A 20,462-nucleotide genomic window follows, 5' to 3' on the forward strand; every position below is an offset into this window, starting at 1 on the left:
TGCGGATGACCTGGGATCCGTAGCCCTTGGGGCCCAGGACGTGGGTGGCCCGTATCCGGGGCCGTCCCGGGCCCCGGTGGGGCACTCGTAGCGCTTCCGTCGCGACGGTGAACTGGGGTGGTCGTTGGTGTTGCCGCCCGTGAGGCTGAAGCGGGCGGCCAGCACCGTCGCAGGTCGGGTGGATTCTGTTCTGGTCAGGCCACCTCGGGAGCGTCCGAGGCTGGGACTTCGGGGCCCCTGTTCGAGCCTCGCGGCGTGCTGCTGGCCACGGACGACGGTGGAATCGACCGACACCAGTCAGTCGATGTCCCCAGCCGCGTCGGGGTGTGCCTGGGCTGCCCCGGAGGACACAGGCGGCAGCGGCCCGACGCACTCCCACTCGGCGTCGCACAGTTCGTGGCGACGTATCGCCCAACCATGATTCGCCACTCAAGATCTTTTAAAGACGCGACCTAGCGGCCAGTGCGTCTCCTACGTCAGGAAGTCGTCGCCGTTTCCGTCCAGGAACCAGCTGACGAACGCCCTGGCGCCACCCGCGGCAAGTCCTTGGATGACTTTCCCGACAAGTCCGCCCGCATTGATTTTCGAGAACCTCCGCCGCCATGCCGACAGCTTTTTCATATCCCACCTCCGAGAGCCTTTGACGTGCATCACGGTAGACCGCTGGAGGTAGGTGAATCCATTGTCAATCTTTGCAGGCAACGATTATGCATTTCGATCTCGAATGCATTCGATGTTCTATTTGTTGCAGTGCGTCAGCTAGAGATTATATTTCCATGCTGTGGGTTTGCAGGAGACCTGTACACGGTGAGCATCGATGCGAGGTGTTGCACTGCATCCATTTCCTGGTGTTCCTGCAGGTATTGCATGAGATCTGTCGACTGTGTGATCAGGATGTATGCAGAGTGATGCAACGTCGACAGAACGCTCTCGGCGAGGCGGCAGGCCTCTTCCGGCTCGCCGGCCTGTGCCAGGGATCCGGCCAGAACCAGCTGGCCCTGCGCGTGGTTCTGGTGCCTCCACATGCTCGTCGCCTGATCGGCGGTGCGCATGGCCTGGGCGCCGAACTCGCTGGCTTCCCTGGACCTGCCGAGCCACAGCCACGCCCGCCCCAAGGCGTGCATGCTAGGCGAGGTGCCCCACCCGTTGAAGACGACGTTCTGTAGGTCGGAGTCCTCGTCCGGCCTGATGGCGCCGATCCTGCGCTCGGTCTCGGAGATCGCCTTGACGGCTTCGTGGGGCATGCTGAGCAGCGCGCTGGTGCGCGCCTGCAAGCTCAGCACCTGCACCAGGTTCCCGGCATGCGAGTACGGAAGGGCGGCCTCCACCAGTTGGTGGGCCGCCTGCGGGGCACCAGCCTGGTAGTACATGGTCGCTTCTTCGAGCGTGGTCCACGACATCATGTCATGGTGGTTAATCTCCTCGGCCAAGTAGAAGGAGCTGCCGAAGTAGAGGCGTGCGTCGTCGAGCCGACCGATGGAGCGGCTGGCGCGGCCCAGCAGTCCCGCCATTCGTGCACCGCTGAGACACAGTTCGCCACGTTTCTTGCATGCCAGCGGCCCGCTCAGCGCGTCCGTGAGCTTCCCCACGTATGGCACGAGTTCCTTGATGATCTCGCGCTGGTCGTAGCGGGTGAAGTTGCCGGCGAAGTGATCGACGAGGATGCCGATCGCGTCGATGCTGCCATCGCTGACCTCGGAGGATCCGGTGATCTCGGCGAGTCTGAGAGCCTCGGGCGAGATGGGTTCGAGTTTTCCCCCGCCCAGTCCCCAGGCCGCCATGCCGATCCCGCTCTTCAAAAAATTCCGACGCCTCACCGCGTCTCTCGCTTCCCTGAGAGTGCGGGCCACCACCGGCGACCCGGCTCCATGATCTGTTCCAGGTCGGCTCTCCCTTGGGCGCTCTTTCGAGAAGTCGGCCTTCAATACGTCTTGTTCCACCCCTAGTACCTGTGCGAGGTGGGTGACGTACCCATTTCCCGGTCGCGTCTTTCCGTTCATCCACCGCCACACCAGGGAGGGATCCGGCCGCATCGTTCTTCCGCTGTTCTCGAAGATGCGCTGAGCGAGTCCCTGATAGGTCAGGCCCAGTTCGGCCATCCGCTGGGCGAGCAGCGTCGAGTTCGGCATCTGATCACCCCGGATTCGCCGGTGTGTCCCGTGGATCCCGGCCAGGGTGCGGACGTACGGCCAGCAGCCCGGTGTCGTGCAACTCCTTCACGAGGTGGACGACGGATCCCCGATCGATACGGCCGTCGCAGTGGGAGAGCATCTCCGCGCAGCTGTGCCATTCGCCGTCCAGCAGGAGTCGCGTCAGGGGTTTGGCGACGTCGGACAACTGGATCCGCTGTCCACCCGCGTATAGGACGTGTTCGCCGGGCGTCCCAGGGTCGTCCTCGACGTAGGCACGTGAGGCCAGCAGCCTGCAGGTGAACTCGCCGTCGCCGTCGTCCGGGTCCAAGCCCCACAGCAGATTGGCTGCGGTGCGTGCCGGTGCCGTGGCGTCCCGGTCCTCCAGGAATTGCTCCAATACACCTGGTCGCAACTCTTCCCGCAACTGACGCAGCAGTTCCTCCTCGAACTGTGCGAACTCCTGTGTTGACCGGTGCGGCACACTGGCCCGGAAGCCCTCGTGGCCGCGGAGGAAGTCGGACAGCCAGACGATGAAGTCGATTCCCGTCGGCCGCATAAAGCCGAAGGTTAGGTGCAGCGATGCCTTACCGATCGGTTTCGCCTCGTGCCAGCACCCCCGCGGGATGTATAGCACATCACCAGGGTGCGTCACGTAACGCGCCAATGGGCCGGATGTTGGTAGCGGATTATGCTCGACGTCCCGGAAAAGCGGCCACGCCCGCGACATTCCGTGGACTAACCATTCCTTGTCGCCGTCGACCTGTATGACCAGGGCGTCGTGATCGTCCCAATGATTCGTGAAACCCGGTAATTCGCCGAACGAGGCGTACACGTTCACCGAGACGCGGACCCCGAGTTCGGCCTCAAGAGCGCTGGCGAGATCCTCCACCGGCTCGTCCAGTTCGTCGACAGAACTGATGACGACCGTCGCGCCCTCCCGGAATTTGCGGGTCAACAGCGCAGGGTCGACTCGGGCTACTTCCAGGCCTCGGTTGGTCTTCGAATACCGCATGAAGGAATCGGGTTCGAGCACCGTTCCTTCCTTCGCCAAGCGAAGCTGAGGGTAGGTCAGCCGGGACTTGGTCAGAAGCAAATCGAGCCGCTGCCAGGTTAAGAGGTGGGCAAACCGGTCCGGTTTGCCCGGGAAGTGCGCGTGCTGCTTACCGAAAATATCCCGAAAGAATTCTTCGGTTGTCATCGGGGAGATTAATGCGGACAACTTGACACGCGTCACGTGATCCCCCTACTGCCCCTCGATGTACGTGTCGGTGGTGACCATGTCCACCCGGTTCGCCGCCTGTGGGATGGCGTCGATCGATATTAGTAGCTGTGGCTCTTCCGGCTCATTGAGCTGAGGAGGCGGAGCGTCACTCTCCGCGCGATTCTTGATCCCCAATCCGACCTCCATGACCGTAGGATGTCGCTCGGTCGACGATAGCATTTATCGTTTCCGAGCGTGAATACTTGGTACGTTGAGCTTGCTTCTGGTGGTGCAAGTGATGCCATAGTGGCGAGTATTGCGGGAAGTCACAGAACAAGCCAAGTGAAAGGCCGATTCAGGACTAGTCTTGCGTGTCGGAGGTAGCTTTACATTTGTGATTTCAGGACAATGGGGCTGTTTATCTGGCCGCTGCGTTGCAGCTCCATGGGGTGACTGATCGCGCCTGGAGGCGTTGGCGTTGATGTCGATGGCCCCGGTGGTTGGTGCAGCGGGCGTGGATCCTGCTGCTGGCGTCGGAGGGGCTGGCCAACACGGACATTGCCGCTCAGTTTGGAACGTCGCTTCCTACCGCGCTGAAGTGGCCTGATCGGTACGGGGCTTCGAGTATCTTCTGCGCTCGGGGATCTGCCGCGTCTGGGTCGGCCGGGAACCGGTGGATGTGGTGACGCTGGCCGGGAACGGCCAGCCGGCGACTGATCGCCGGCGTTTTGTGGGTGGCGTAGTTGTCCAGCACCAGATGGACGTCAAACTCTGCCGGTACCTCCTGGTCGAGCTTTACCAGGAACTTTTTGAACTCCTCGGCACGGTGCCGGCGATGGGGGAGCCGCCGATCACTCTGCCGGTTGCCATCTCCAGCGCTGCGAACAGCGTGGTGGTGCCCGCGCGCACGTAGTCGTGGTTGATGCGCTGGGGAACCCCGGGCATCATCGGCTGCGAGCGGGACAGCGCCTAGATCTGCGACTTCTCGTCCACGCAGAACACCAGCGCCCGCTCGGACGGATCCAGATAGAGACCGACCACCTCATGGACCTTGTCGACGAAGTACGGTTCGTCGACAGCTTGAACGTCTCTGAGCGGTGCGACTGCAGACCGGACGCCCGCCAGATCCGCGACACCGTCGACTGTGAAAGCCCCAACTCTGCGGCCATCGCCCGCGTCGACCAGTGCGTGGCGTTCTTCGGAGTGGTCTCCAGTGTCCTTTTGACCACCGCCTCGATCTGATCGTTGGTGACTGTCCTGGGTCCGCGCGAACGGGGCATGTCACCCAGCCCGGCGATCCGATTCTCGACGAACCGCAACCGCCCCGCGGGGTGCGGTGTCGAACGACGCCGCACCCACCCTCCAGCGCAGCCCGTTCCTCGTCCCACAGCGTCAACTCGGCCTTCGGCCGCCCAGTCCGCGCTACCAGGCAAGCCTAGACATCTGAACGGAATTCCTGACTCAGAAGACTAGGGCTGTCTGACATTTCCCGTCTGCCCCGTGACGCCATGCACGCACTCTCGCCCCACCGGGCGCAGCCCCAAGTGCGTTCATAGCACGAGGTCCACGCCTGGCACGCCGAGAGCACGCTCCTGACGCCGCGAGGCCGCTCTCCGGGCGACGACGGGAATCGGCAGGCAGGCCCGATCCCGGTGTCCCGCGTCGCCCTGCGTTCGGCCGCCCGTCACCCGCGGTCCCTAACGTGCGGGTCATGAAGAGACTTTCGATCACGGTCAGCGCGGTCGCGCTGACCGTCGGACTCGCGTCCCCCGCGGTGGCCGAGCGCCACTCCGGGGACTTCGGCCAGGCCAGGCTGACCGGCTTCGCCTCGCTCCCGGCCGAGACGTTCGTCCCGAACAGCGAGCCGTCCGGTTCGGCCATCGGCGCCGGACCGTTCAACGGCATCACCGGCCCGTTCGCGGACCAGCCGGTCCAGGGCTTCAGCGGTGCCATCGACCGCCACGACGGCAGCTACGACGTGCTGTCCGACAACGGCTACGGCAACCAGTCCAACAGCGCCGACTTCCTGCTCCGCGTGCACCGCGTGAAGCCGGACACCAGGACCGGCAAGGTCAGGGTCCTGGGCGGCTTCAACCTGAGCGACCCCTACCACAAGGTGCCGTTCGCGCTCACCCGGGCCGACCGGGTGCTGACCGGCGCGGACTTCGACGTCGAGTCCATCGTCCGGGCCCACGACGGCTCGTACTGGCTGGGCGACGAGTTCGGCCCGTTCCTCCTGCACTTCTCCCCGTCCGGCAGGCTGCTCGAAGCTCCGATCGCGCTCGCCGGAGTGCGGGCGCCGGAGAACCCGTACCTGAACGGTGCCCAGCCCACCATCGCCGGCAGCAAGGGTTTCGAGGGCATGGTCCGCTCGGTCGACGGCCGGCACCTCTACCCGCTCCTGGAAGGCACGGTCAACGGCGACACCCCCGGCGACCTGCGCTTCAGCGAGTTCGACCTGAAGTCCCGTACGTACACCGGGAAGCGGTTCACCTACCGCCTGGAGTCGCCCTCGAACGCCATCGGTGACGCCATCGCGGTCGACGAGAACCGCTTCCTCGTCATCGAGCGCGACGGCGGCCAGGGCGCCGACGCCAAGTTCAAGCGGATCTACCTCGCCGACACCCGCGACCGCGACGGCGACGGGGCCATGGACAAGACCCTCGTGGCCGACCTGATGAACATCGCGAACCCGAAGGGCCTCGGCGGCTTCGGCGCGACGTTCACCTTCCCGTTCACCACGATCGAGGACGTGGTCCTCCTCGACAACAGGACCCTCGCCGTCCTGAACGACAACAACTTCCCGTTCTCCTCCGGCCGTACGCCCGGCAAGGCGGACAACAACGAGTTCATCACCATCCGGCTCGCGCAGAGCCTGAAGGCGGACAAGCGCGCCCTTCGCTGACGCCGGGACACCCCCTAGACCTCCGTCTTCTCCCAGCCCCGCCGCTCCGGCCGCGGCCCGAGCTGCTTCGGGTCGCGGCTGCGGTACACCACGTACGGGCGGAACAGATACCGCACCGGCGCGCTGAACATGTGCACCAGACGCGTGTACGGCACCAGCGCGATCAGCGCCATCTTGGCGGCGGGCACGGAGGTGTGCGCCTCCTGCCAGGCGGGCGTCCCGGGCGCCGAGGCGTCCTCGTACGAGTCGGGCCAGTCGCCGGGCAGCCCCTCCCGGCCCACCCCGTACTGGGCGAGCAGCAGGTCGAAGACCGTCGTGACCAGCGGCCCGTCCGCCCCGCCGAGCTGTGTGGCCGGCACCCCCCGGCGCACGACGTCGCCGCGCCCCTGCCCGTGTTCGCCGCCCTCGGTGTCGAAGCGCGGCAGCAGCACCTCGAGCCCGCCGGCCGCCTCATGGCCGTACAGGCTCAACTCGGGCTTGATAGCTCCCAGTTCGAGGTTCCATCTGCCCTTGCCCGACTCGGTCCAGCGGAAGCCGAGGGAGCCGTTGGGGACGACCGCCCGGCCGGTCACCGAGTCCAGTACGGCCGTCTTCCACTCGGCGCCCTCGACGTCCTGACCGAGGTCACAGGCGCGCAGGAACTTGGCCGGGACGTACGCGCCGTCCTTCTCGGCGAGGGTCACCAGGAACGGCAGGTCCGTGAACTTCCTTACGTAGTCCGCGAAGAAGGGTGTCTCGCGGTCGACGAAGAACTCCTTGAGGACGACGTGCCCCATCGCGAGGGCGAGCGCGCCGTCGGTGCCGGGGTGCGGGTGCAGCCACTCGTCGGCGAACTTGGCGTTGTCCGCGTAGTCGGGGGCGACGACCACGACCTTCTGGCCCCGGTAGCGGGCCTCGGCCATCCAGTGCGCGTCGGGCGTCCGCGTCACCGGCACGTTGGAGCCCCACATCATCAGATACGCGGCGTCCCACCAGTCACCCGACTCCGGGACGTCGGTCTGGTCGCCGAAGACCTGCGGGGAGGCGACGGGGAGGTCGGCGTACCAGTCGTAGAAGGAGAGCATCGGGGCGCCGATGAGTGAGTGGAAACGGGCGCCGGCCGCGTGCGACACCATCGACATCGCGGGGATGGGGGAGAACCCGGCGATGCGGTCGGGGCCGTACGCCTTGATGGTGTGGACGTGCGCGGCGGCGACGATCTCGACCGCCTCGTCCCAGGTGGCGCGCACCAGGCCGCCTTTGCCGCGGGCCTGCTGGTAGCGGCGCCGGCGCGCCGGGTCGGCCTGGATGTCGGCCCAGGCGAGGACGGGGTCCTCGAAGCGCTGTTTCGCCTCCCGGTACATCTCCAGGAGGACCCCGCGTACGTACGGGTAGCGCACCCGGGTCGGGGAGTACGTGTACCAGGAGAAGGCCGCGCCACGGGGGCAGCCGCGGGGCTCGTACTCGGGGCGGTCCGGGCCCACCGACGGATAGTCCGTCTGCTGGGTCTCCCAGGTGATGATGCCGTCCTTGACGTACACCTTCCAGCGGCAGGAGCCGGTGCAGTTCACCCCGTGTGTCGAGTTCACGACCTTGTCGTGACTCCAGCGGTCCCGGTAGAAGGAGTCCGCCTCGCGGCCGCCCGTCAGCCCCACACTGTGCAGGTCGGGAGAGGGGGTGCCGGGCCGGAAGAACCGCCCCGCACGCAGCAGCGCGGCGCCAGGCTCGCTGGGTGGTACCCGCGTGTCGGTCACGTGCGTGCGCTCCCTTGCTCACCCTGTGATCCGAATCTAGGGGCGAGTCAGGGAGCGCACCCGTTCACGGCAGCCGTACGGGGCACGGGCCGACGGCGGGCGGCCGGGCGGGGTACGGGCGGCGGGAGGGGCGCCGGCGGTGGGCCGGGGGCCTGGCGCCCGGGCGGCTCAGAACGTCTCGCGGAAGTCCCGGAGGAGCTGCTTGGTGCGCTGGGCCGAGGCCGCGTGGGCCGACATGTGGTCCAGCACCTCCAGGTGCAGCGCCACCTCGATGCGCGAGTCGAGGTACAGGGCACCGGTCACGTACTCGCTGTAGACCATGTCGGGCAGCTCCGGCTCCGCGAAGCGGAACAGCGCGAAGGACGTGTACGTCCCCGGGTGCGGGCCGTTCGTGAACTCGGCGACCTGGAGTGTGATGTGGTCGTGCTCGACCGCCTCCAGGAGCCGGTCGATCTGGTCGCGCATGACCTTGCCGTCGATGCTCACCGGGCGCCGCAGCGCCGTCTCGTCCATGATCACCCAGAGGTGGGGGGCCTTCTCGCCGGTGAGCAGCCCCTGCCGCTTCATCCGCAGCGCCACATGCCGCTCGATGGACTCGGGACCCGTCTGCCCGACCGTCCCCGCCTCCAGCACGGCACGCGCGTAGTCCTCGGTCTGCAACAGCCCCGGCACGAAGTGCGGCTCGTAACTGCGGATCAGCTCGGCGGCGCCCTCCAGGCTGACGTGCATGCTGAACCACTCCGGCAGCACGTCGTGGAACCGCTGCCACCACCCCGGCCGGTTTGCCTCCTCGGCCAGCCCGACGAAGGCGGCCACCTCGTCGGCGGCCACTCCGTAGGTCTCCAACAGCACCTGGACGTAAGGGATCTTGAGCGAGACCTCGGCCATCTCCATGCGCCGCACGGTCGCCGGGGCCACGCGCAGCACGCGCGCGGCCTCCTCCCGCTTCAGCCCCGAGGTCTCCCGCAGTTCCTGGAGCCGTCGCCCCAGAACCACCTGTCCCACGGTGGGCGCAGCCCGCCGCTCGCTCACGCCACGCCTCCCCACGCGCCGAAGTACATGCGCAGTGTGCCATGTTCCCCCGGATCCCTCACAGGGGCGACCGGGTCGCCTTCGCCTCAGCGGCCCCGCGACCCATTACCCCGGTGGTAATCGACCGTTGCCCCGCCCGCCCCTCATCGTGGTCCCACCGCAGGAACCGAACCCGACGGAGGGTGATCCGCCATGTCCGCAACCCAGCTCGCAGTACTGGCCCGCACGAGTGAACCGCGCACCGCGCTGCGCCGGTTCCTGGTGGCGGACGCCCTGGTCACCGGCGTGAACGCGGTCGCCTACCTCGCCGTCTCCGGTCCGCTCGCACGGCTGCTCGGGGTCGGTTCCGGCCTGCTCCTCATCCTCGGGGCGGTCCTCGGGGTCTACGCGGCCGGGGTGGGACGGCTCGCGTCCCGGCGAGAGCCGTCGCCCTGGGCCGTGCGGACGGTGATCGAAATCAACTACGCCTGGGCGGTGCTCAGCTTCGTCGCGCTGCTGTTCTGGCTGTCACCGAGCGCGGCCGGAGCGGTGTGGGCGCCCGCACAGGCGATGACCGTGGCGGGAATCGCGACGCTCCAGTACGCGGCACTGAAGGCGATCCGGCCGAACGGCAATTGATGGAGTGTCAGGACATCCTTCCCTGAAGGAACTTGGCCGTCGCGGGGTCCGCCGGGAGGAACGTCTCGATGGCCAGCTCGGACACCGTCACGTCCATCGGGGTGTTGAAGGTCGAGACGGACGAGATGAAGGACAGGACCTGCCCCTCGTGCTCGATCCGCATCGGCAGCGCGAAGTACGGGACCCGGTCCAGGGAGCCCTCCTCCTCGGCGGGCTCCGGGTCCGGTCCCGCCGGGAAGGCCGCCACCTCCTCGTACAGGGCACGCAGCGGCTCCGACCTGCGCAGCGCGATCTGGCGGTCCAGCTGCGCGAGCAGGTGCTCGCGCCAGGCGCGGAGGTTGCGGATGCGCGGTGCCATGCCCTCCGGGTGGAGGGTGAGACGCATCGCGTTCAACGGGGGCACGAGAAGGGCATCGGGAATGCCCGCGAGGAGCATGACGATGCCCTGGTTGGCGGCGAGGACGTTGTACATGGCGTCCATCACCAGCGCCGGATACGGCTCGTAGCCCTGGATCAGCCGCTCCATGCCCTCGCGCAGGGCGTCCATCGCCGGGTCGTCGAGCGGGGTCTCCGCGTAGCGCGGCGCGAACCCGGCGGCGAGCAGCAGCGCGTTGCGCTCCCGGACGGGGACCTCCAGGTGCTCGGCCAGCCGCAGCACCATCTCCTCGCTCGGCCGGGAGCGGCCCGTCTCGACGAAGCTGATGTGCCGGGCCGAGGAACCGGCCCGTAGCGCCAGCTCCAGCTGACTCACCCGCCGCTGCTCCCGCCAGCCGCGCAGCAGCGGGCCGACCCCCCTGCCGGCGGGGCCACTTGGCAGCGCGGAGGCACCCGGCGCGACAATGCTCATAAGAGGACGGTAACCGAGGAGCGGTGTGTGAACGAGATGGGCGACGGACGGCTGGGCTGGGAGGCCGAGGCGGTCTACCGGGCACGGGTACGCGGCTGTCTGCTGGGAGGGGCGATCGGGGACGCGCTCGGATACCCCGTCGAGTTCGACTCCCTGGAACGCATTCGGACCACGCACGGGGCCCAGGGGGTGACCGGCCTGGTCCCCGACGGCGACGGTGTCCTCGGGCGCGTCAGCGACGACACCCAGATGACCCTGTTCACGGTCGAGGGCATCCAGCAGGCGCACGCCCGCGAGCGTCTCAAGGGCATCGGGGGCGGCTGGTCCCGACTGGTGCGATGGGCGTACGGACGATGGCTGGACACCCAGACGAAGACCGGGCCCGACAGCGACGTGCACGGCGGACTCGCCGCGCAGAGCTGGCTGTACGCCCGACGGGCACCCGGCAACGCCTGCCTCTCCGGACTCCAGCACCAGGACTTCGTGCCCGACCCGATGGCCGAACTCGGCCCGCCCGGACCGGTCAACTCCGCCTCCAAGGGCTGCGGCGCGGTGATGCGCTCGGCACCCTTCGGCCTCACCCGGACCTCCGCCGGGACCGCGTTCGGCATGGCCGCCCGCTGCGCCCAGATGACCCACGGCCACCCCACGGGCTACTACGCGTCCGGAGCCCTCGCCGCGATCGTCACGCACCTGGTCTCCGGGGACTCCCTGGAGGGCGCGGTCCTGCGCACGCTCCGGCTGCTGGCCCGTCACCCCGGCCACGAGGAGACGACGGCAGCCCTGACCAGGGCCCTCGACCTGGCCTCCGAAGGCGCCCCGAGCGCCGAGAGGCTGGAGTCCCTCGGTGCCGGCTGGATCGCCGAGGAGGCCCTGGCCATCGGCGTCTACAGCGCCCTCGCCACCCCCGAGGTGACCGACGCCCTCCTCCTCTCCGTCAACCACTCAGGCGACAGCGACTCCACCGGCTCCCTCTGCGGCAACCTCCTCGGCGCCCTGCACGGCGACCACGGACTCCCGCACGAATGGCTGGAGCGGATCGAGGGACGCACCACGATCACCGTCCTGGCGGACGACTTCGCGGCGGAGTGCGTACGACGCTGAGTCACCCCGGGCTCACCCGGAGCCGAGTTCCGGGGGACTGTGGCACGCTGAGGAACAGCCCTTCGCGCACCCCCCGCCGTACGAATGGAGCCCAGGTCATGCCCGTCGAACCGCTGACGCAGAAGGAGATCGAGGAGCATCTGGCGGACCTGCCCGGCTGGTCCCTGGACGGTGACCGGCTCGCCCGCGCCTACGAGCTCGGCTCGCACTTCGCGGCGGCCGGACTCGTCGTGCACATCGCCCAGGTGCAGGACGAGCTGGACCACCACTCCGACCTCACCCTCGGCTATCACACCGTCTCCCTGACCGTGAACACACACAGTGTCGGCGGCGCGGTCACCGCGCTCGACCTCACGCTCGCCCGCAGGGTCGAGGAACTGGCTCCCGGCCACGGCGCGCGCTGACCCGCATGCTCGACTACGACAAGGAAGCCGACGCCTACGACGCCTCGCGCGGCGGTGCACCGCGGGCCGCGGCGGCCGCCGACGCCGTGACCCGCCTCCTCCCCGGGAACACCCGCACCCTGCTCGACGTCGCCTGCGGCACCGGGACAGTGACCCGGCGCCTCGCGACCGGCCTGCCGGGACTCCGGGTCACGGGAGTGGACGCCGCGCCCGGCATGGCGCGCAGGGCGGTGACCCGGATACCGGGCGCGGTGGTCCTCGCCGACAGCCGCCGACTCCCCTTCCCCGACGGTGAGTTCGACGCCGTGACCAGCGTGTGGCTGCTCCACCTGCTGGACGGACCCGAGGACGTCCGGGCCGTCGTCACCGAGTGCGCGAGGATGCTGCGCCCCGGCGGGGTGTACGTCACCACGGTCGACAAGAGCGCCGCCCATGACGTCGGGAGCGACATCGACGCCGTCCTCGCCCCGCGCCCGCGCCGCCCGGCCCAGGACCGGGCGGAGCGTGTCGGAGCGTACGCCGCCGAGCACGGCCTTCTCCCGGCGGGCCGGGCCCGGTTCCTGGGCCACGGTCAAGGGCGCAGCCCGCGCAGCACGGTGGCGGACCTGCGCCGCGGCTGGTTCACCCGGCTGGCGCCGGACGACCCCCTGACCGCGCACTTCATCACCCGCCTCGAGGCGCTCCCCGAACAGGAAGTGCCGCGCGGGGAACCGGAGTTCACCCTGCTGGCCTTCAGGAAGCCGTCCGCCGGGTGAAGTCCATGACCCAGTTGGTCAGCCAGGTCTCCTCGCCGTCCACGGAGAAGGCCTGCTCCCAGCGCGCCGTGGTCCCGGTGATCCCTGTCCCCCGGCCCCGACCTCCACACCGGGACCGGAGGCTTCGGCCGGCCCGGCGCGGGTGCGCGGGTCCGTGAGCGGTTCAGCGCGGCGGGCCGAGGATGACGCCGCCGTAGAGCTCGGATGCCTCTGCCAGGAGGGACTTGGGGATCTCGAAGCCGTCGGGACGCGGGGTGGTGAGGTCGCGTCCGGCGTGGCGGAACATGCCCTCGATGCCGCCGGGCGTGGTGATCATCAGAAGGTCGGCGCGGTGAGAGGTGATGCGGTAGCCGTGCGGGACGTTCCGGGGCAGGTAGACGATCCCGCCTTCGCTCAGTTCGTGTTCCTCCTCCCCGGACCACACCAGGGCCGTGCCCTTGATGAGCATGAACACCTCGTCCTCACGGGTGTGCAGGTGGAACGGCGGGGCTTCGCCCTTGGCGACGTCGAAGCGGCCCACGGTCAGCTTGCCCTCGGTAGCTTCCTTGTCGAGCAGCACGGAGAGCGTTCCCCCGTCGAGCCATTCCAGCTTCTGCTGTTGTTCGGGCTGCGCCAGATAGGCCATGGTCATTCGGGGACCTCCAGGGAAACTCCAGCCGTCAGGCCGAGGCGGAATCGGACTCCTGCGGAGCGGGTAAGGGGTCGGGATCCGCCTTCAGGAGCGAATCCTGATGCTCTGACTCGCAGGCCTGAACATGAGACTCGCGGGCCTGAACGTGACTGGTGGTGCGGTGAGTTTGTGAGTGCGACCGCACACCGTGTGAAGCGGACGTTCACCTCCGGTGGGGGAGGGACACTGCGGGGGCATGGGCGGTGCAGGGAACGGTGTGGGCCGCACACGGCGTATCCGCGTTCAGCTCGATCGGTCCTCTGTTTCGATGACGTGGACGCACCGGTCGAGGGCGGCCACCATGTAGCGGCGCCAGAGCGGGGTGAAGGGGCCGGCGAGGATCCAGCGGCGGCCGGGCAGCGGCTTGAACTCGTAGGTCCAGCGGATGAGTGTGCCGTCGCCGTCGGGGTTGACGTTGAACTCACCCCGGATGCCGGCCGCGAGGTGGGAGAGGACGTTGGTGAAGCCGGTCAGTTGGTAGGCGAAGCTGGAGCCCAGTACGTACTCGGTGAGTTCTTCGTCGGCCTGGGAGCCGTCGTCGAACTGCGGGTTCCTTCGCGGGCCCGCGTGGTCCCAGGCCTCGGTCTGGTTCTTCACGCTGCTGATGCCGGGGAACGGGGCCACCGGGCGGAAGACGGTGGGGAGGTCGATGGGCACCAGGATGTGGAAGGCGTCCTGGGGAGCCGTGCGGGTCCGCTGCTGGACGGTGATGGTGACGGTCTTGTCGGCTGGGCCGATGAGGAGTGTGGTCATGGTTCAGCTCTCCGTGGTGGGGAGGGTCGGGTTGTCGGTGTAGCCGCCGTGGAAGGTGGCCGGGTCGGGCTCGTTGAGCGGGGCGTCCGTGTGGACGCGGTGCGGCAGGTCGGGGTAGGCCAGTGCGGTGGCGTCGGCCAGACCGGAGGCGAGCTCGGCGCAGCGGGTGTCGAGCGGGGTGCCGCAGCGGTCGACGATCAGTGCCGTGACTCACTGTCGGCGTATGTGCTGCGGGAATTCCTCGCCGGGGCTCTGGAGGAGGTGCAGGCAGGCGAGGCCGATCGGGGCGATGACGTCGAGCGGCGCCGGGTGGACGTCGCGCTCGGTGATGTCGTTGTAGCTGTTGTGGTGAGAGATGCGCAGGCCGGTGCGGTCGGCGCCGATCGGGGCGCCCACCGCGGACGTCACCTTGGTGGCGGAGCGGATGCGGTGGGCGACGGAGCCGCCGTAGGGCTCGGTGCGCTCGTCGGTGTTGGCGGAGAGGAACTGGTGGAGGAGGTAACCGTTTCCGCCGTGGATCTCCACGCCGTCGAACCCGGGGGCGACGGCCGCTCCCGCCGTGGGGCGGAACTCGTCGACCGCACGGCGATCTCGTCGGCGGTGAGGACCCGGGGGACGGGCGTCTCCTAGAGGCCGGTGGCGGTGAACATGACGCCCCTGGGGCTAGTGCCGTGACAGGCAACGTTCGCCCCGTCGCGACGCCCGGCACGCTCCCCCACAGCCTTGAGGGCGTGGGAGGTGCCCCCACTCGCCGCACCGGCCGAAGACCCAAGTACGTCCAGTACGAGGGCCTCCGGCCGGCACGCCGAGAGCACGCACCGGACGCCGCTCCTTCACGGGCAAACATTGCCTGCCACGGCACTAGAGGGAGGCGAGGACGCGGACGCGGTCGGCGATGGCGCGGCGAGCGACGTCGGTGGTGAAGGCGATGGAGTCGAACTCGTGCGGGACGCCGGGGTGCAGGGGGAATTCCACGGGGACGCCGGCCCGGTTGAGCTTGGTCGCGTAGGCGAGGTCCTCGTCACGGAAGGCGTCGAGCTGGCCGACCTCGATGTAGGCCGGGGGCAGCCCGGTCGCGTCCTGGAGGCGGGCGGGAGCCGCCGTGGCGGGCGCCCCCGGCCTGCCCGCCGCGTCGCCGAGCAGCGCCGGCCACGCGGTGCGGCTGTCGTCGTAGGACCACAACAGCTGCGCTCCGCCAGGTCCGGCAGAGCGCAGCTACCTGCGATGGCTCGACCGCTTGCAGGGAGACGCGACGCGATCGCCCTGCCGAAGAAGGGCGCCTACGTGAGAGAAGCGGCGTTGGGAAGGATGAGGATCTTGCCGGAGAGCGCGCCTTCCGCGGCCTGCGCGTGCAGCGCCGGCAGCTCGGCCAGCGGCACCCGTCGAGCGATGTCGACGTGCAGCGCTCCGGAGTCGACCAGCGTCACCAGCCTCGCAAGCTGCGCGGCGTCGCTGTTGACGAAGAGGTTGACGCCGCGCACGCCGCGTTCCTCGTCGGAAGGCGCGGGCATCCACACCGTGGTGTTCACCACGATGCCGCCGTCGCGGACCACGGAGGTCAGCGCGGCCAGTTGCATCGGATCGACCGGCGCGAGGTTGAGCACGACGTCGACCAGCGCGGACAGCTCGGGGACCCCGTGGCCGAACACCTCGTCGGCACCCGCCGTCCTGACGCGTTCGATGCTGCGAGCCCCGGCCGTGGCGATCACGTGTGCGCCGGCATGCTTGGCCAGCTGGACGGCGTAGCCGCCGACCGCGCCGCCCGCACCGTTGATCAGCACCCGCTGGCCCGCAGTGAGCTTGGCGTGGTCGAAGAGGGCCTGCCAGGCGGTGAGCCCGACCAGCGGCAGCCCGGCCGCATCGGCCAGCGGTATGCTCGCGGGCGCTGCCGTCAGCAGGCCGACCGGTGCGATAACGTACTCCGCCGCCGCGCCGGCGCCGGTCATCGGCAGGAAGCCGACGACCTGGTCACCCGCCCTGACCCTGTCCGCGCCGTCGCCCAGCGCGTCGACCGTGCCCGCGACGTCGATGCAGGGGGTGTGCGGCAGGGTCACCGGGATGGGGCCCTGCATGAAGCCCGCGCGGATGTTGCCGTCGACCGGGTTGAACGACGTTGCGGCTACCCGGATCCGTACCTCCCCTGCCGCGGGAACCGGCTGTTCCACGTCCTCGTAACGCAAGACGTCCGGAGTGCCGTACTCATGGAAACGCACTGCTTTCATAGCAATGCCACCTTTCATGGCGGAGGAGATGCTTCGAATCTGAGGCATCGTGAGACACGGGCGCGCCTCGGCTTCGAGGCAGTGCCTTCAGGTGTGTGAGGTCGGCAGCCGCTAGACGGCGGTCAGGAGCTGAAGCTTGCCGTGGCTCGGGGAACCGGGCACGGCGGTGAAAACCAGCAGCGTCTGACACTGCTCCGGATCCAGCAGCATCTCGGCGTACAGCTCCAGCTCCCCCAACTCGGGGTGCAGGTAGCGCTTGAGGTCGTGATGATGGGTCACTCCCACCTCGTGCAACCGCCAGATGTTCGCGAACTCGGAACTGGCCTCCAGCAGCGCCGCGACGATCTCGCCGGCCCTCCCGGTGGGATCCGCCGTGTACGCCTCCCGGATCTCCGTGGCGAACACCCTGCCCCGTATCGGGTGGTCCTCGACGGGGTACAGGCCGCGGATCCGCGGATCACCGGTGAACCAGCGGTAGACCAGGTAACGGGACATGCCCGAGTACTGGGTGTGGTCACCGAGCAGGGCGACCGCAGGGGGTGTCTGCAGCAACGCCTCGCCGAGCCGTGACAGCACGATGGCGGGCACGTCCGAGAGGCCGGCGACGATCCGCGTCATCGTGGGACCGATGTAGTCGTCCCGCGGGATCCGCCGCGGCGCCGGGTTCCCGCCCAGGATGAAGAGGTGGTCTTGCTCGCTCTGGTTGAGACGCAGCGCCCGGGCGAGCGCGGCGAGCATCCGCTCCGACGGCGCCGGACCCCGCTGCTGCTCGATTCGGCTGTAGTAGTCGGCCGACATACCGGCCAGCACCGCCACCTCCTCGCGCCGCAGCCCGCCGCTGCCCGCGGGGAAGCCCGACATCCTCCGGCTGCAACGCCTCACGACGCGCTCGGAGAAAATCCGCCAGCAACGCCCGGTCCATCGTCCGACCTCCTCTGTTCGACAGGGCAATCTTGACGCGAACCCGGAACCGGATGAAGGGCAGATCTAACCCCGGACAAGTTGTCCCTGGCTGGGGCTCCGACCGCACAGGTCCACGGCGGGCGGGGACGGCGGCCTCCGCCGGGCCCGGGCCCGGGCCCGGGGCCCAGCCCGTCGTCGGCGCGGCGGCGCGGGCGGTGGAGCGGGAGCAGTCTGCGGTCGCGGAGGGGCACCGCCCCGGCGAGTGCGAAAGCCGCTGCGGATCCGGTGGCGGGCCGGCCCGTCCACTGCTGGACCCAAGCCGCCACCTAGGGTTCTTCAATCAGTCATGTCCACAACTGGTCAAGAAGCGGGTCCACGGCGGACGGCGGCCGCCCCTCGGCGAAGTCGGACAGGAACGGTCCAGGACCGAGCGCGTCTTCAGTACGGCCTCGGCGGGAGTGGCGAAGCCCGCCACCGGGGGCCCTGGATGAGCAGGTAGAGGTGCGACTGCGCCGCGGCCCACGCGCGGTAGGTGCCGGTCAGAGTGTGGAGCACGGCCCGCCCGCCGTCCCGGGTGTCCACCGCGTGGACGGCATCGGCGGCACCTTGGCAGGCGTCGAGCACCAGCTCCGCCAAGGTCGTCGCGGCTGGAGAAGTGGCGGTGCAGCGCCGGACCAGAGAGCCCCGTCTCCTTGGCGGTCTTCCTCCGCCGCCGAGCTGGAGCCTGCCGAGCACACCGTGCTCGACCATGGCGTGACTGTACGGCGCGGCCAGGGTTACACCCTTCGTGGCGCTGCCGTGCGCGCAGTACACCGCCAACTTCTCGACCGCTGCCAGCCATTCGACGGGACCACTGCGGTCCCGGCCCAGCGCAAGGCCCGCCGCGAGTATGAGAACCGCCTGAGCGCCCTTGTGGCAGACGCCCGGCGCTGAGCAGTCGGCGTGGGCCCACCAGGGTCATTCCGTGGTGGGTCGGCGTATCTGGTCCGTGCGCCCGCTTCTTCCGGCCGAAGGAGGACAGGTGCGGATCGGTGAGGTCGCCGAGTAGACGGGCGTGAGCGTGAGAGCCCTGCGCCGCCATTACGGGGAACGGCAGCTGCTCCACGCCGACCGCAGCGCCGACGGTCAGCGGCACTATCCCGACTCCGCCGTCGAACGCGTCAGGCTGATCCCACAGCTGTACGCCGCAGGCTTGGCGAGCACCACGGTCCGCGATGTGCTGCCGTACGTCGACTCCGGCGAGGTACCCCCTGGCCCGGTGGACCGATTGGTGGCCGAACGCGCACTCATCGACCAGCGCATCACCGACCTGCGAGAGCACTCGTCTGCCACGACAAGACCCCCCGCCTGGTAACCGAGGCCGGTGGAACCTGGAGCCGATACGCTCCCGGTGACCACACCCGGCGAGTTGTCGTTCCACTCCCGCCGGCATGCGCTGACGGGCGGCGGGGCGCGGCCGCCAGATGTCCTGCCGCGCCGCCACTCAGCGCCGATTCCACTTCACCGAAGGCTCCCCTTGTCCGCCACCAGCCGCTGCCAACGACTCAGCGACAGGTCGTACGCAGGTCTTGGACCTGCTGCCATGCGACAGATCGCACGCAGAGACCTTCTACAAACCTGCGCGTACTCCCGTTCCCGCGCGTACTCCAGTTTGCGCGGTGCTCATGAGCGGTCTCCTGTGGTGCCCTCGGGGAGGGAGTCGTGGACGTAGGCGTCGAGGTCGGGGGTGTCCGGCGCGAGCATGTGCCGTACCCAGGCGTCGCGTTCGTGCAGGATCGGCGGCAGCTCCCAGACGCAGCCGATCCAGGGGCGTTCGAGTGTGACGAAGTGGGCCGGGTCCCGGTCCGGGCAGCCGAGCACCGGCTGGCCGGCCGACGCGCCCCGGAAGTGCAGGACGTTGTCCCACACCCAGCTGTAGGCGTTGAGGTACGCGCCGTCGTCGCCGCCCCGGTGCAGCACGACGAAGGTCGCGGGCGGGGTGTCGTCCGGCTCCGGGAGCAGGTGCGGCAGCATCGCGTACGCCGCCTTCTCGACGTCGGGCGCGATGCCGGCCGGGTCCGTGGTGACGTGGTAGCGCTTGATGTGCCGTCCCGCGAGCTCGATCGGCGGCGGAACGGTCAGCAGTTTCTCCCTGAAGGCCATGCGAGCAAGCTAGGTCCGGTCCACTGACACCTTCTGTCAGTGGAGTCTGGGATTCTGGTGCGGTGAAGTCAGCGCGGCTCCTCTCGGTCCTCCTGCTCCTCCAGACCCGCGGCCGGATGACCGCCGCCCAACTGGCCGAGGAGCTGGAGGTGTCGGTGCGGACCGTGTACCGGGACGTGGACGCGCTGCACGCGGCGGGCGTGCCGCTGTACGGGGACGCCGGGCACGCGGGCGGCTACCAGCTCCTCGACGGCTACCGCCTCCGCCTCACCGGACTCACCGAGGGGGAGGCCGAGGCCCTGTTCCTCGCGGGTGTTCCCGGACCGGCCGCCGAGCTCGGCCTCGGTTCTGTCCTGGCCGCCGCCCAGTTGAAGGTGCGCGCCGCTCTCCCGGGCGAGTTGCGCGCGCACGCCGACCGGATCAGCGGCCGCTTCCACCTGGACGCGCCGGGCTGGTACGCGGACGCCGACGAGACGCCGTACCTCCCCGCGGTCGCCGACGCCGTCTGGAACAGCCGTGTCCTGCACATCCGCTACCGCCGCTGGCGGGCGCCCACCGATGTGGAGCGCCGCCTGGAGCCGTACGGCCTCGTCCTGAAGGCGGGCCGCTGGTACGTCGTCGCGGGGCCGGGCCCTCGTACATTCCGGGTCGATCAGATCCTCGAACTGGCGGTGGGGGACGAGGAGTTCACCCGCCCCGAGGACTTCGGCCTCGCAGCGTACTGGACCGCGTACCAGCGCGACTTCCACGACCGGCTGTTCCGCTCGGAGGCGGTGGTGCGGCTCCGGCCGGGAGCCGCACTCACCGGGCAGCTCGCCCGTGCTGTCGAGGCCAACGCCCGCCCGGACAAAGAGGGTTGGCTTCAGGCCACCGTTCCCATCGAGTCCGTCGACCACGCGCACGCCGAGTTCCTCCGGCTGGGCACGGACGTCGAGGTCCTGGCCCCGGCGGAGCTGCGGGAGCGGATCGCCCGGACGGTCACGGAACTGGCCGAGAGGTACGGCAACCCGGCGGTGCGCGGCGGCGACTGAGGGGTCGGAA

Annotated in this window: 18 protein-coding genes and 4 pseudogenes; 7 read left to right on the plus strand and 15 right to left on the minus strand. The window is 69.1% G+C overall.

The annotated features are described in order from the left end of the window. Positions 1-471: 471 nt before the first annotated feature. The 4 genes and pseudogenes from ACIBLC_RS02750 to ACIBLC_RS02765 form a co-directional block, all read right to left on the minus strand. The gene (locus tag ACIBLC_RS02750; protein WP_399208802.1) at positions 472-621 is read right to left on the minus strand and encodes a hypothetical protein; all 150 of its coding nucleotides are present in this window, start codon (positions 619-621) and stop codon (positions 472-474) included. A gap of 134 nt (positions 622-755) precedes the next feature. Beyond that, positions 756-2,129, minus strand: coding sequence for a hypothetical protein (locus tag ACIBLC_RS02755; protein WP_399208803.1), 1,374 nt, complete (start codon positions 2,127-2,129; stop codon positions 756-758). 4 nt (positions 2,130-2,133) lie between these two features. Continuing rightward, a complete protein-coding gene (locus tag ACIBLC_RS02760) occupies positions 2,134-3,330 on the minus strand; it encodes a JmjC domain-containing protein (protein ID WP_399208804.1) in 1,197 nt (398 codons plus the stop codon). Between the two features lie 706 nt (positions 3,331-4,036). After that, positions 4,037-4,655, minus strand: a pseudogene (locus ACIBLC_RS02765) (IS630 family transposase); the annotation flags it as partial. Positions 4,656-5,044: 389 nt separating this feature from the next. Here ACIBLC_RS02765 and ACIBLC_RS02770 point away from each other — a divergent pair. Then, positions 5,045-6,238, plus strand: a complete 1,194-nt coding sequence (locus ACIBLC_RS02770; RefSeq protein ID WP_399208805.1) for an esterase-like activity of phytase family protein — start codon at positions 5,045-5,047, stop codon at positions 6,236-6,238. Positions 6,239-6,315: 77 nt separating this feature from the next. Here ACIBLC_RS02770 and ACIBLC_RS02775 read toward each other — a convergent pair. Both ACIBLC_RS02775 and ACIBLC_RS02780 read right to left on the minus strand, forming a co-directional pair. Further along, positions 6,316-7,971 (minus strand): annotated as a pseudogene (locus ACIBLC_RS02775) (molybdopterin-dependent oxidoreductase); the annotation flags it as partial. A gap of 168 nt (positions 7,972-8,139) precedes the next feature. Then, positions 8,140-9,003: a helix-turn-helix domain-containing protein gene (locus tag ACIBLC_RS02780; protein ID WP_399208806.1), complete on the minus strand. Its 864-nt coding sequence runs from the start codon at positions 9,001-9,003 to the stop codon at positions 8,140-8,142. A gap of 192 nt (positions 9,004-9,195) precedes the next feature. Between ACIBLC_RS02780 and ACIBLC_RS02785 the strand changes: the two genes are divergently transcribed. Next, complete coding sequence (locus tag ACIBLC_RS02785) at positions 9,196-9,621, plus strand: hypothetical protein (protein ID WP_399208807.1); 426 nt, start codon at positions 9,196-9,198, stop codon at positions 9,619-9,621. A 7-nt stretch (positions 9,622-9,628) separates the two neighbouring features. Here ACIBLC_RS02785 and ACIBLC_RS02790 read toward each other — a convergent pair whose 3' ends face one another. After that, the gene (locus ACIBLC_RS02790; RefSeq protein WP_399208808.1) at positions 9,629-10,468 is read right to left on the minus strand and encodes a helix-turn-helix domain-containing protein; all 840 of its coding nucleotides are present in this window, start codon (positions 10,466-10,468) and stop codon (positions 9,629-9,631) included. A gap of 36 nt (positions 10,469-10,504) precedes the next feature. Here ACIBLC_RS02790 and ACIBLC_RS02795 point away from each other — a divergent pair, with 36 nt between their 5' ends. The 3 genes from ACIBLC_RS02795 (at position 10,505) to ACIBLC_RS02805 (ending at position 12,731) form a co-directional block, all read left to right on the plus strand. Then, positions 10,505-11,572, plus strand: a complete 1,068-nt coding sequence (locus tag ACIBLC_RS02795) for an ADP-ribosylglycohydrolase family protein (RefSeq protein ID WP_399209267.1) — start codon at positions 10,505-10,507, stop codon at positions 11,570-11,572. A 98-nt stretch (positions 11,573-11,670) separates the two neighbouring features. Beyond that, on the plus strand, positions 11,671-11,976 hold the full coding sequence (locus ACIBLC_RS02800) for a 4a-hydroxytetrahydrobiopterin dehydratase (RefSeq protein WP_399208809.1): 306 nt from the start codon (positions 11,671-11,673) through the stop codon (positions 11,974-11,976). A 5-nt stretch (positions 11,977-11,981) separates the two neighbouring features. After that, positions 11,982-12,731, plus strand: a complete 750-nt coding sequence (locus ACIBLC_RS02805) for a class I SAM-dependent methyltransferase (protein WP_399208810.1) — start codon at positions 11,982-11,984, stop codon at positions 12,729-12,731. Between the two features lie 163 nt (positions 12,732-12,894). Here the strand turns inward: ACIBLC_RS02805 and ACIBLC_RS02810 are convergent, their stop codons facing one another. From ACIBLC_RS02810 to ACIBLC_RS02840, 7 genes and pseudogenes are all read right to left on the minus strand, one after another. Next, positions 12,895-13,362, minus strand: coding sequence for a cupin domain-containing protein (locus tag ACIBLC_RS02810; RefSeq protein WP_399208811.1), 468 nt, complete (start codon positions 13,360-13,362; stop codon positions 12,895-12,897). Between the two features lie 282 nt (positions 13,363-13,644). Further along, positions 13,645-14,154, minus strand: a complete 510-nt coding sequence (locus ACIBLC_RS02815; RefSeq protein WP_399208812.1) for an SRPBCC family protein — start codon at positions 14,152-14,154, stop codon at positions 13,645-13,647. A gap of 210 nt (positions 14,155-14,364) precedes the next feature. Further along, positions 14,365-14,724, minus strand: a pseudogene (locus ACIBLC_RS02820) (alkene reductase); the annotation flags it as partial. Between the two features lie 291 nt (positions 14,725-15,015). Further along, positions 15,016-15,336, minus strand: coding sequence for an alpha/beta hydrolase (locus ACIBLC_RS02825; RefSeq protein ID WP_399208813.1), 321 nt, complete (start codon positions 15,334-15,336; stop codon positions 15,016-15,018). A 98-nt stretch (positions 15,337-15,434) separates the two neighbouring features. Further along, positions 15,435-16,376 carry an NADP-dependent oxidoreductase gene (locus ACIBLC_RS02830; protein WP_399208814.1) on the minus strand — a complete coding sequence of 314 codons (942 nt, stop codon included), beginning with the start codon at positions 16,374-16,376 and terminating at the stop codon, positions 15,435-15,437. A 111-nt stretch (positions 16,377-16,487) separates the two neighbouring features. Then, positions 16,488-17,298, minus strand: a pseudogene (locus ACIBLC_RS02835) (helix-turn-helix transcriptional regulator). A 419-nt stretch (positions 17,299-17,717) separates the two neighbouring features. Next, complete coding sequence (locus ACIBLC_RS02840) at positions 17,718-18,029, minus strand: hypothetical protein (protein WP_399208815.1); 312 nt, start codon at positions 18,027-18,029, stop codon at positions 17,718-17,720. Positions 18,030-18,333: 304 nt separating this feature from the next. On the opposite strand from ACIBLC_RS02840, the gene ACIBLC_RS02845 reads away from it, so the two are divergent. Further along, a complete protein-coding gene (locus ACIBLC_RS02845; RefSeq protein WP_399208817.1) occupies positions 18,334-18,633 on the plus strand; it encodes a MerR family transcriptional regulator in 300 nt (99 codons plus the stop codon). Positions 18,634-18,941: 308 nt separating this feature from the next. Here ACIBLC_RS02845 and ACIBLC_RS02850 read toward each other — a convergent pair whose 3' ends face one another. Continuing rightward, positions 18,942-19,421 carry a hypothetical protein gene (locus tag ACIBLC_RS02850; RefSeq protein WP_399208818.1) on the minus strand — a complete coding sequence of 160 codons (480 nt, stop codon included), beginning with the start codon at positions 19,419-19,421 and terminating at the stop codon, positions 18,942-18,944. 62 nt (positions 19,422-19,483) lie between these two features. Here ACIBLC_RS02850 and ACIBLC_RS02855 point away from each other — a divergent pair, with 62 nt between their 5' ends. Beyond that, positions 19,484-20,452, plus strand: a complete 969-nt coding sequence (locus ACIBLC_RS02855) for a helix-turn-helix transcriptional regulator (protein ID WP_399208819.1) — start codon at positions 19,484-19,486, stop codon at positions 20,450-20,452. Positions 20,453-20,462: the final 10 nt, after the last annotated feature.

The organism is Streptomyces sp. NPDC050535, from assembly GCF_044457665.1.
Taxonomy (GTDB): Bacteria; Actinomycetota; Actinomycetes; order Streptomycetales; family Streptomycetaceae; genus Streptomyces.

What these genes read in the sequence shown, in the direction of transcription:
- ACIBLC_RS02805 (WP_399208810.1), top strand. Translation starts at nt 11,982, where the DNA reads ATGCTCGACTACGACAAGGAAGCCGACGCCTACGACGCCTCGCGCGGC.
- ACIBLC_RS02770 (WP_399208805.1), top strand. Translation starts at nt 5,045, where the DNA reads ATGAAGAGACTTTCGATCACGGTCAGCGCGGTCGCGCTGACCGTCGGA.
- ACIBLC_RS02830 (WP_399208814.1), bottom strand. Translation starts at nt 16,376, where the DNA reads ATGAAAGCAGTGCGTTTCCATGAGTACGGCACTCCGGACGTCTTGCGT.
- ACIBLC_RS02810 (WP_399208811.1), bottom strand. Translation starts at nt 13,362, where the DNA reads ATGACCATGGCCTATCTGGCGCAGCCCGAACAACAGCAGAAGCTGGAA.
- ACIBLC_RS02760 (WP_399208804.1), bottom strand. Translation starts at nt 3,330, where the DNA reads ATGACAACCGAAGAATTCTTTCGGGATATTTTCGGTAAGCAGCACGCG.
- ACIBLC_RS02750 (WP_399208802.1), bottom strand. Translation starts at nt 621, where the DNA reads ATGAAAAAGCTGTCGGCATGGCGGCGGAGGTTCTCGAAAATCAATGCG.
- ACIBLC_RS02815 (WP_399208812.1), bottom strand. Translation starts at nt 14,154, where the DNA reads ATGACCACACTCCTCATCGGCCCAGCCGACAAGACCGTCACCATCACC.
- ACIBLC_RS02790 (WP_399208808.1), bottom strand. Translation starts at nt 10,468, where the DNA reads ATGAGCATTGTCGCGCCGGGTGCCTCCGCGCTGCCAAGTGGCCCCGCC.
- ACIBLC_RS02850 (WP_399208818.1), bottom strand. Translation starts at nt 19,421, where the DNA reads ATGGCCTTCAGGGAGAAACTGCTGACCGTTCCGCCGCCGATCGAGCTC.
- ACIBLC_RS02785 (WP_399208807.1), top strand. Translation starts at nt 9,196, where the DNA reads ATGTCCGCAACCCAGCTCGCAGTACTGGCCCGCACGAGTGAACCGCGC.
- ACIBLC_RS02795 (WP_399209267.1), top strand. Translation starts at nt 10,505, where the DNA reads ATGGGCGACGGACGGCTGGGCTGGGAGGCCGAGGCGGTCTACCGGGCA.
- ACIBLC_RS02755 (WP_399208803.1), bottom strand. Translation starts at nt 2,129, where the DNA reads ATGCCGAACTCGACGCTGCTCGCCCAGCGGATGGCCGAACTGGGCCTG.
- ACIBLC_RS02840 (WP_399208815.1), bottom strand. Translation starts at nt 18,029, where the DNA reads ATGGTCGAGCACGGTGTGCTCGGCAGGCTCCAGCTCGGCGGCGGAGGA.
- ACIBLC_RS02800 (WP_399208809.1), top strand. Translation starts at nt 11,671, where the DNA reads ATGCCCGTCGAACCGCTGACGCAGAAGGAGATCGAGGAGCATCTGGCG.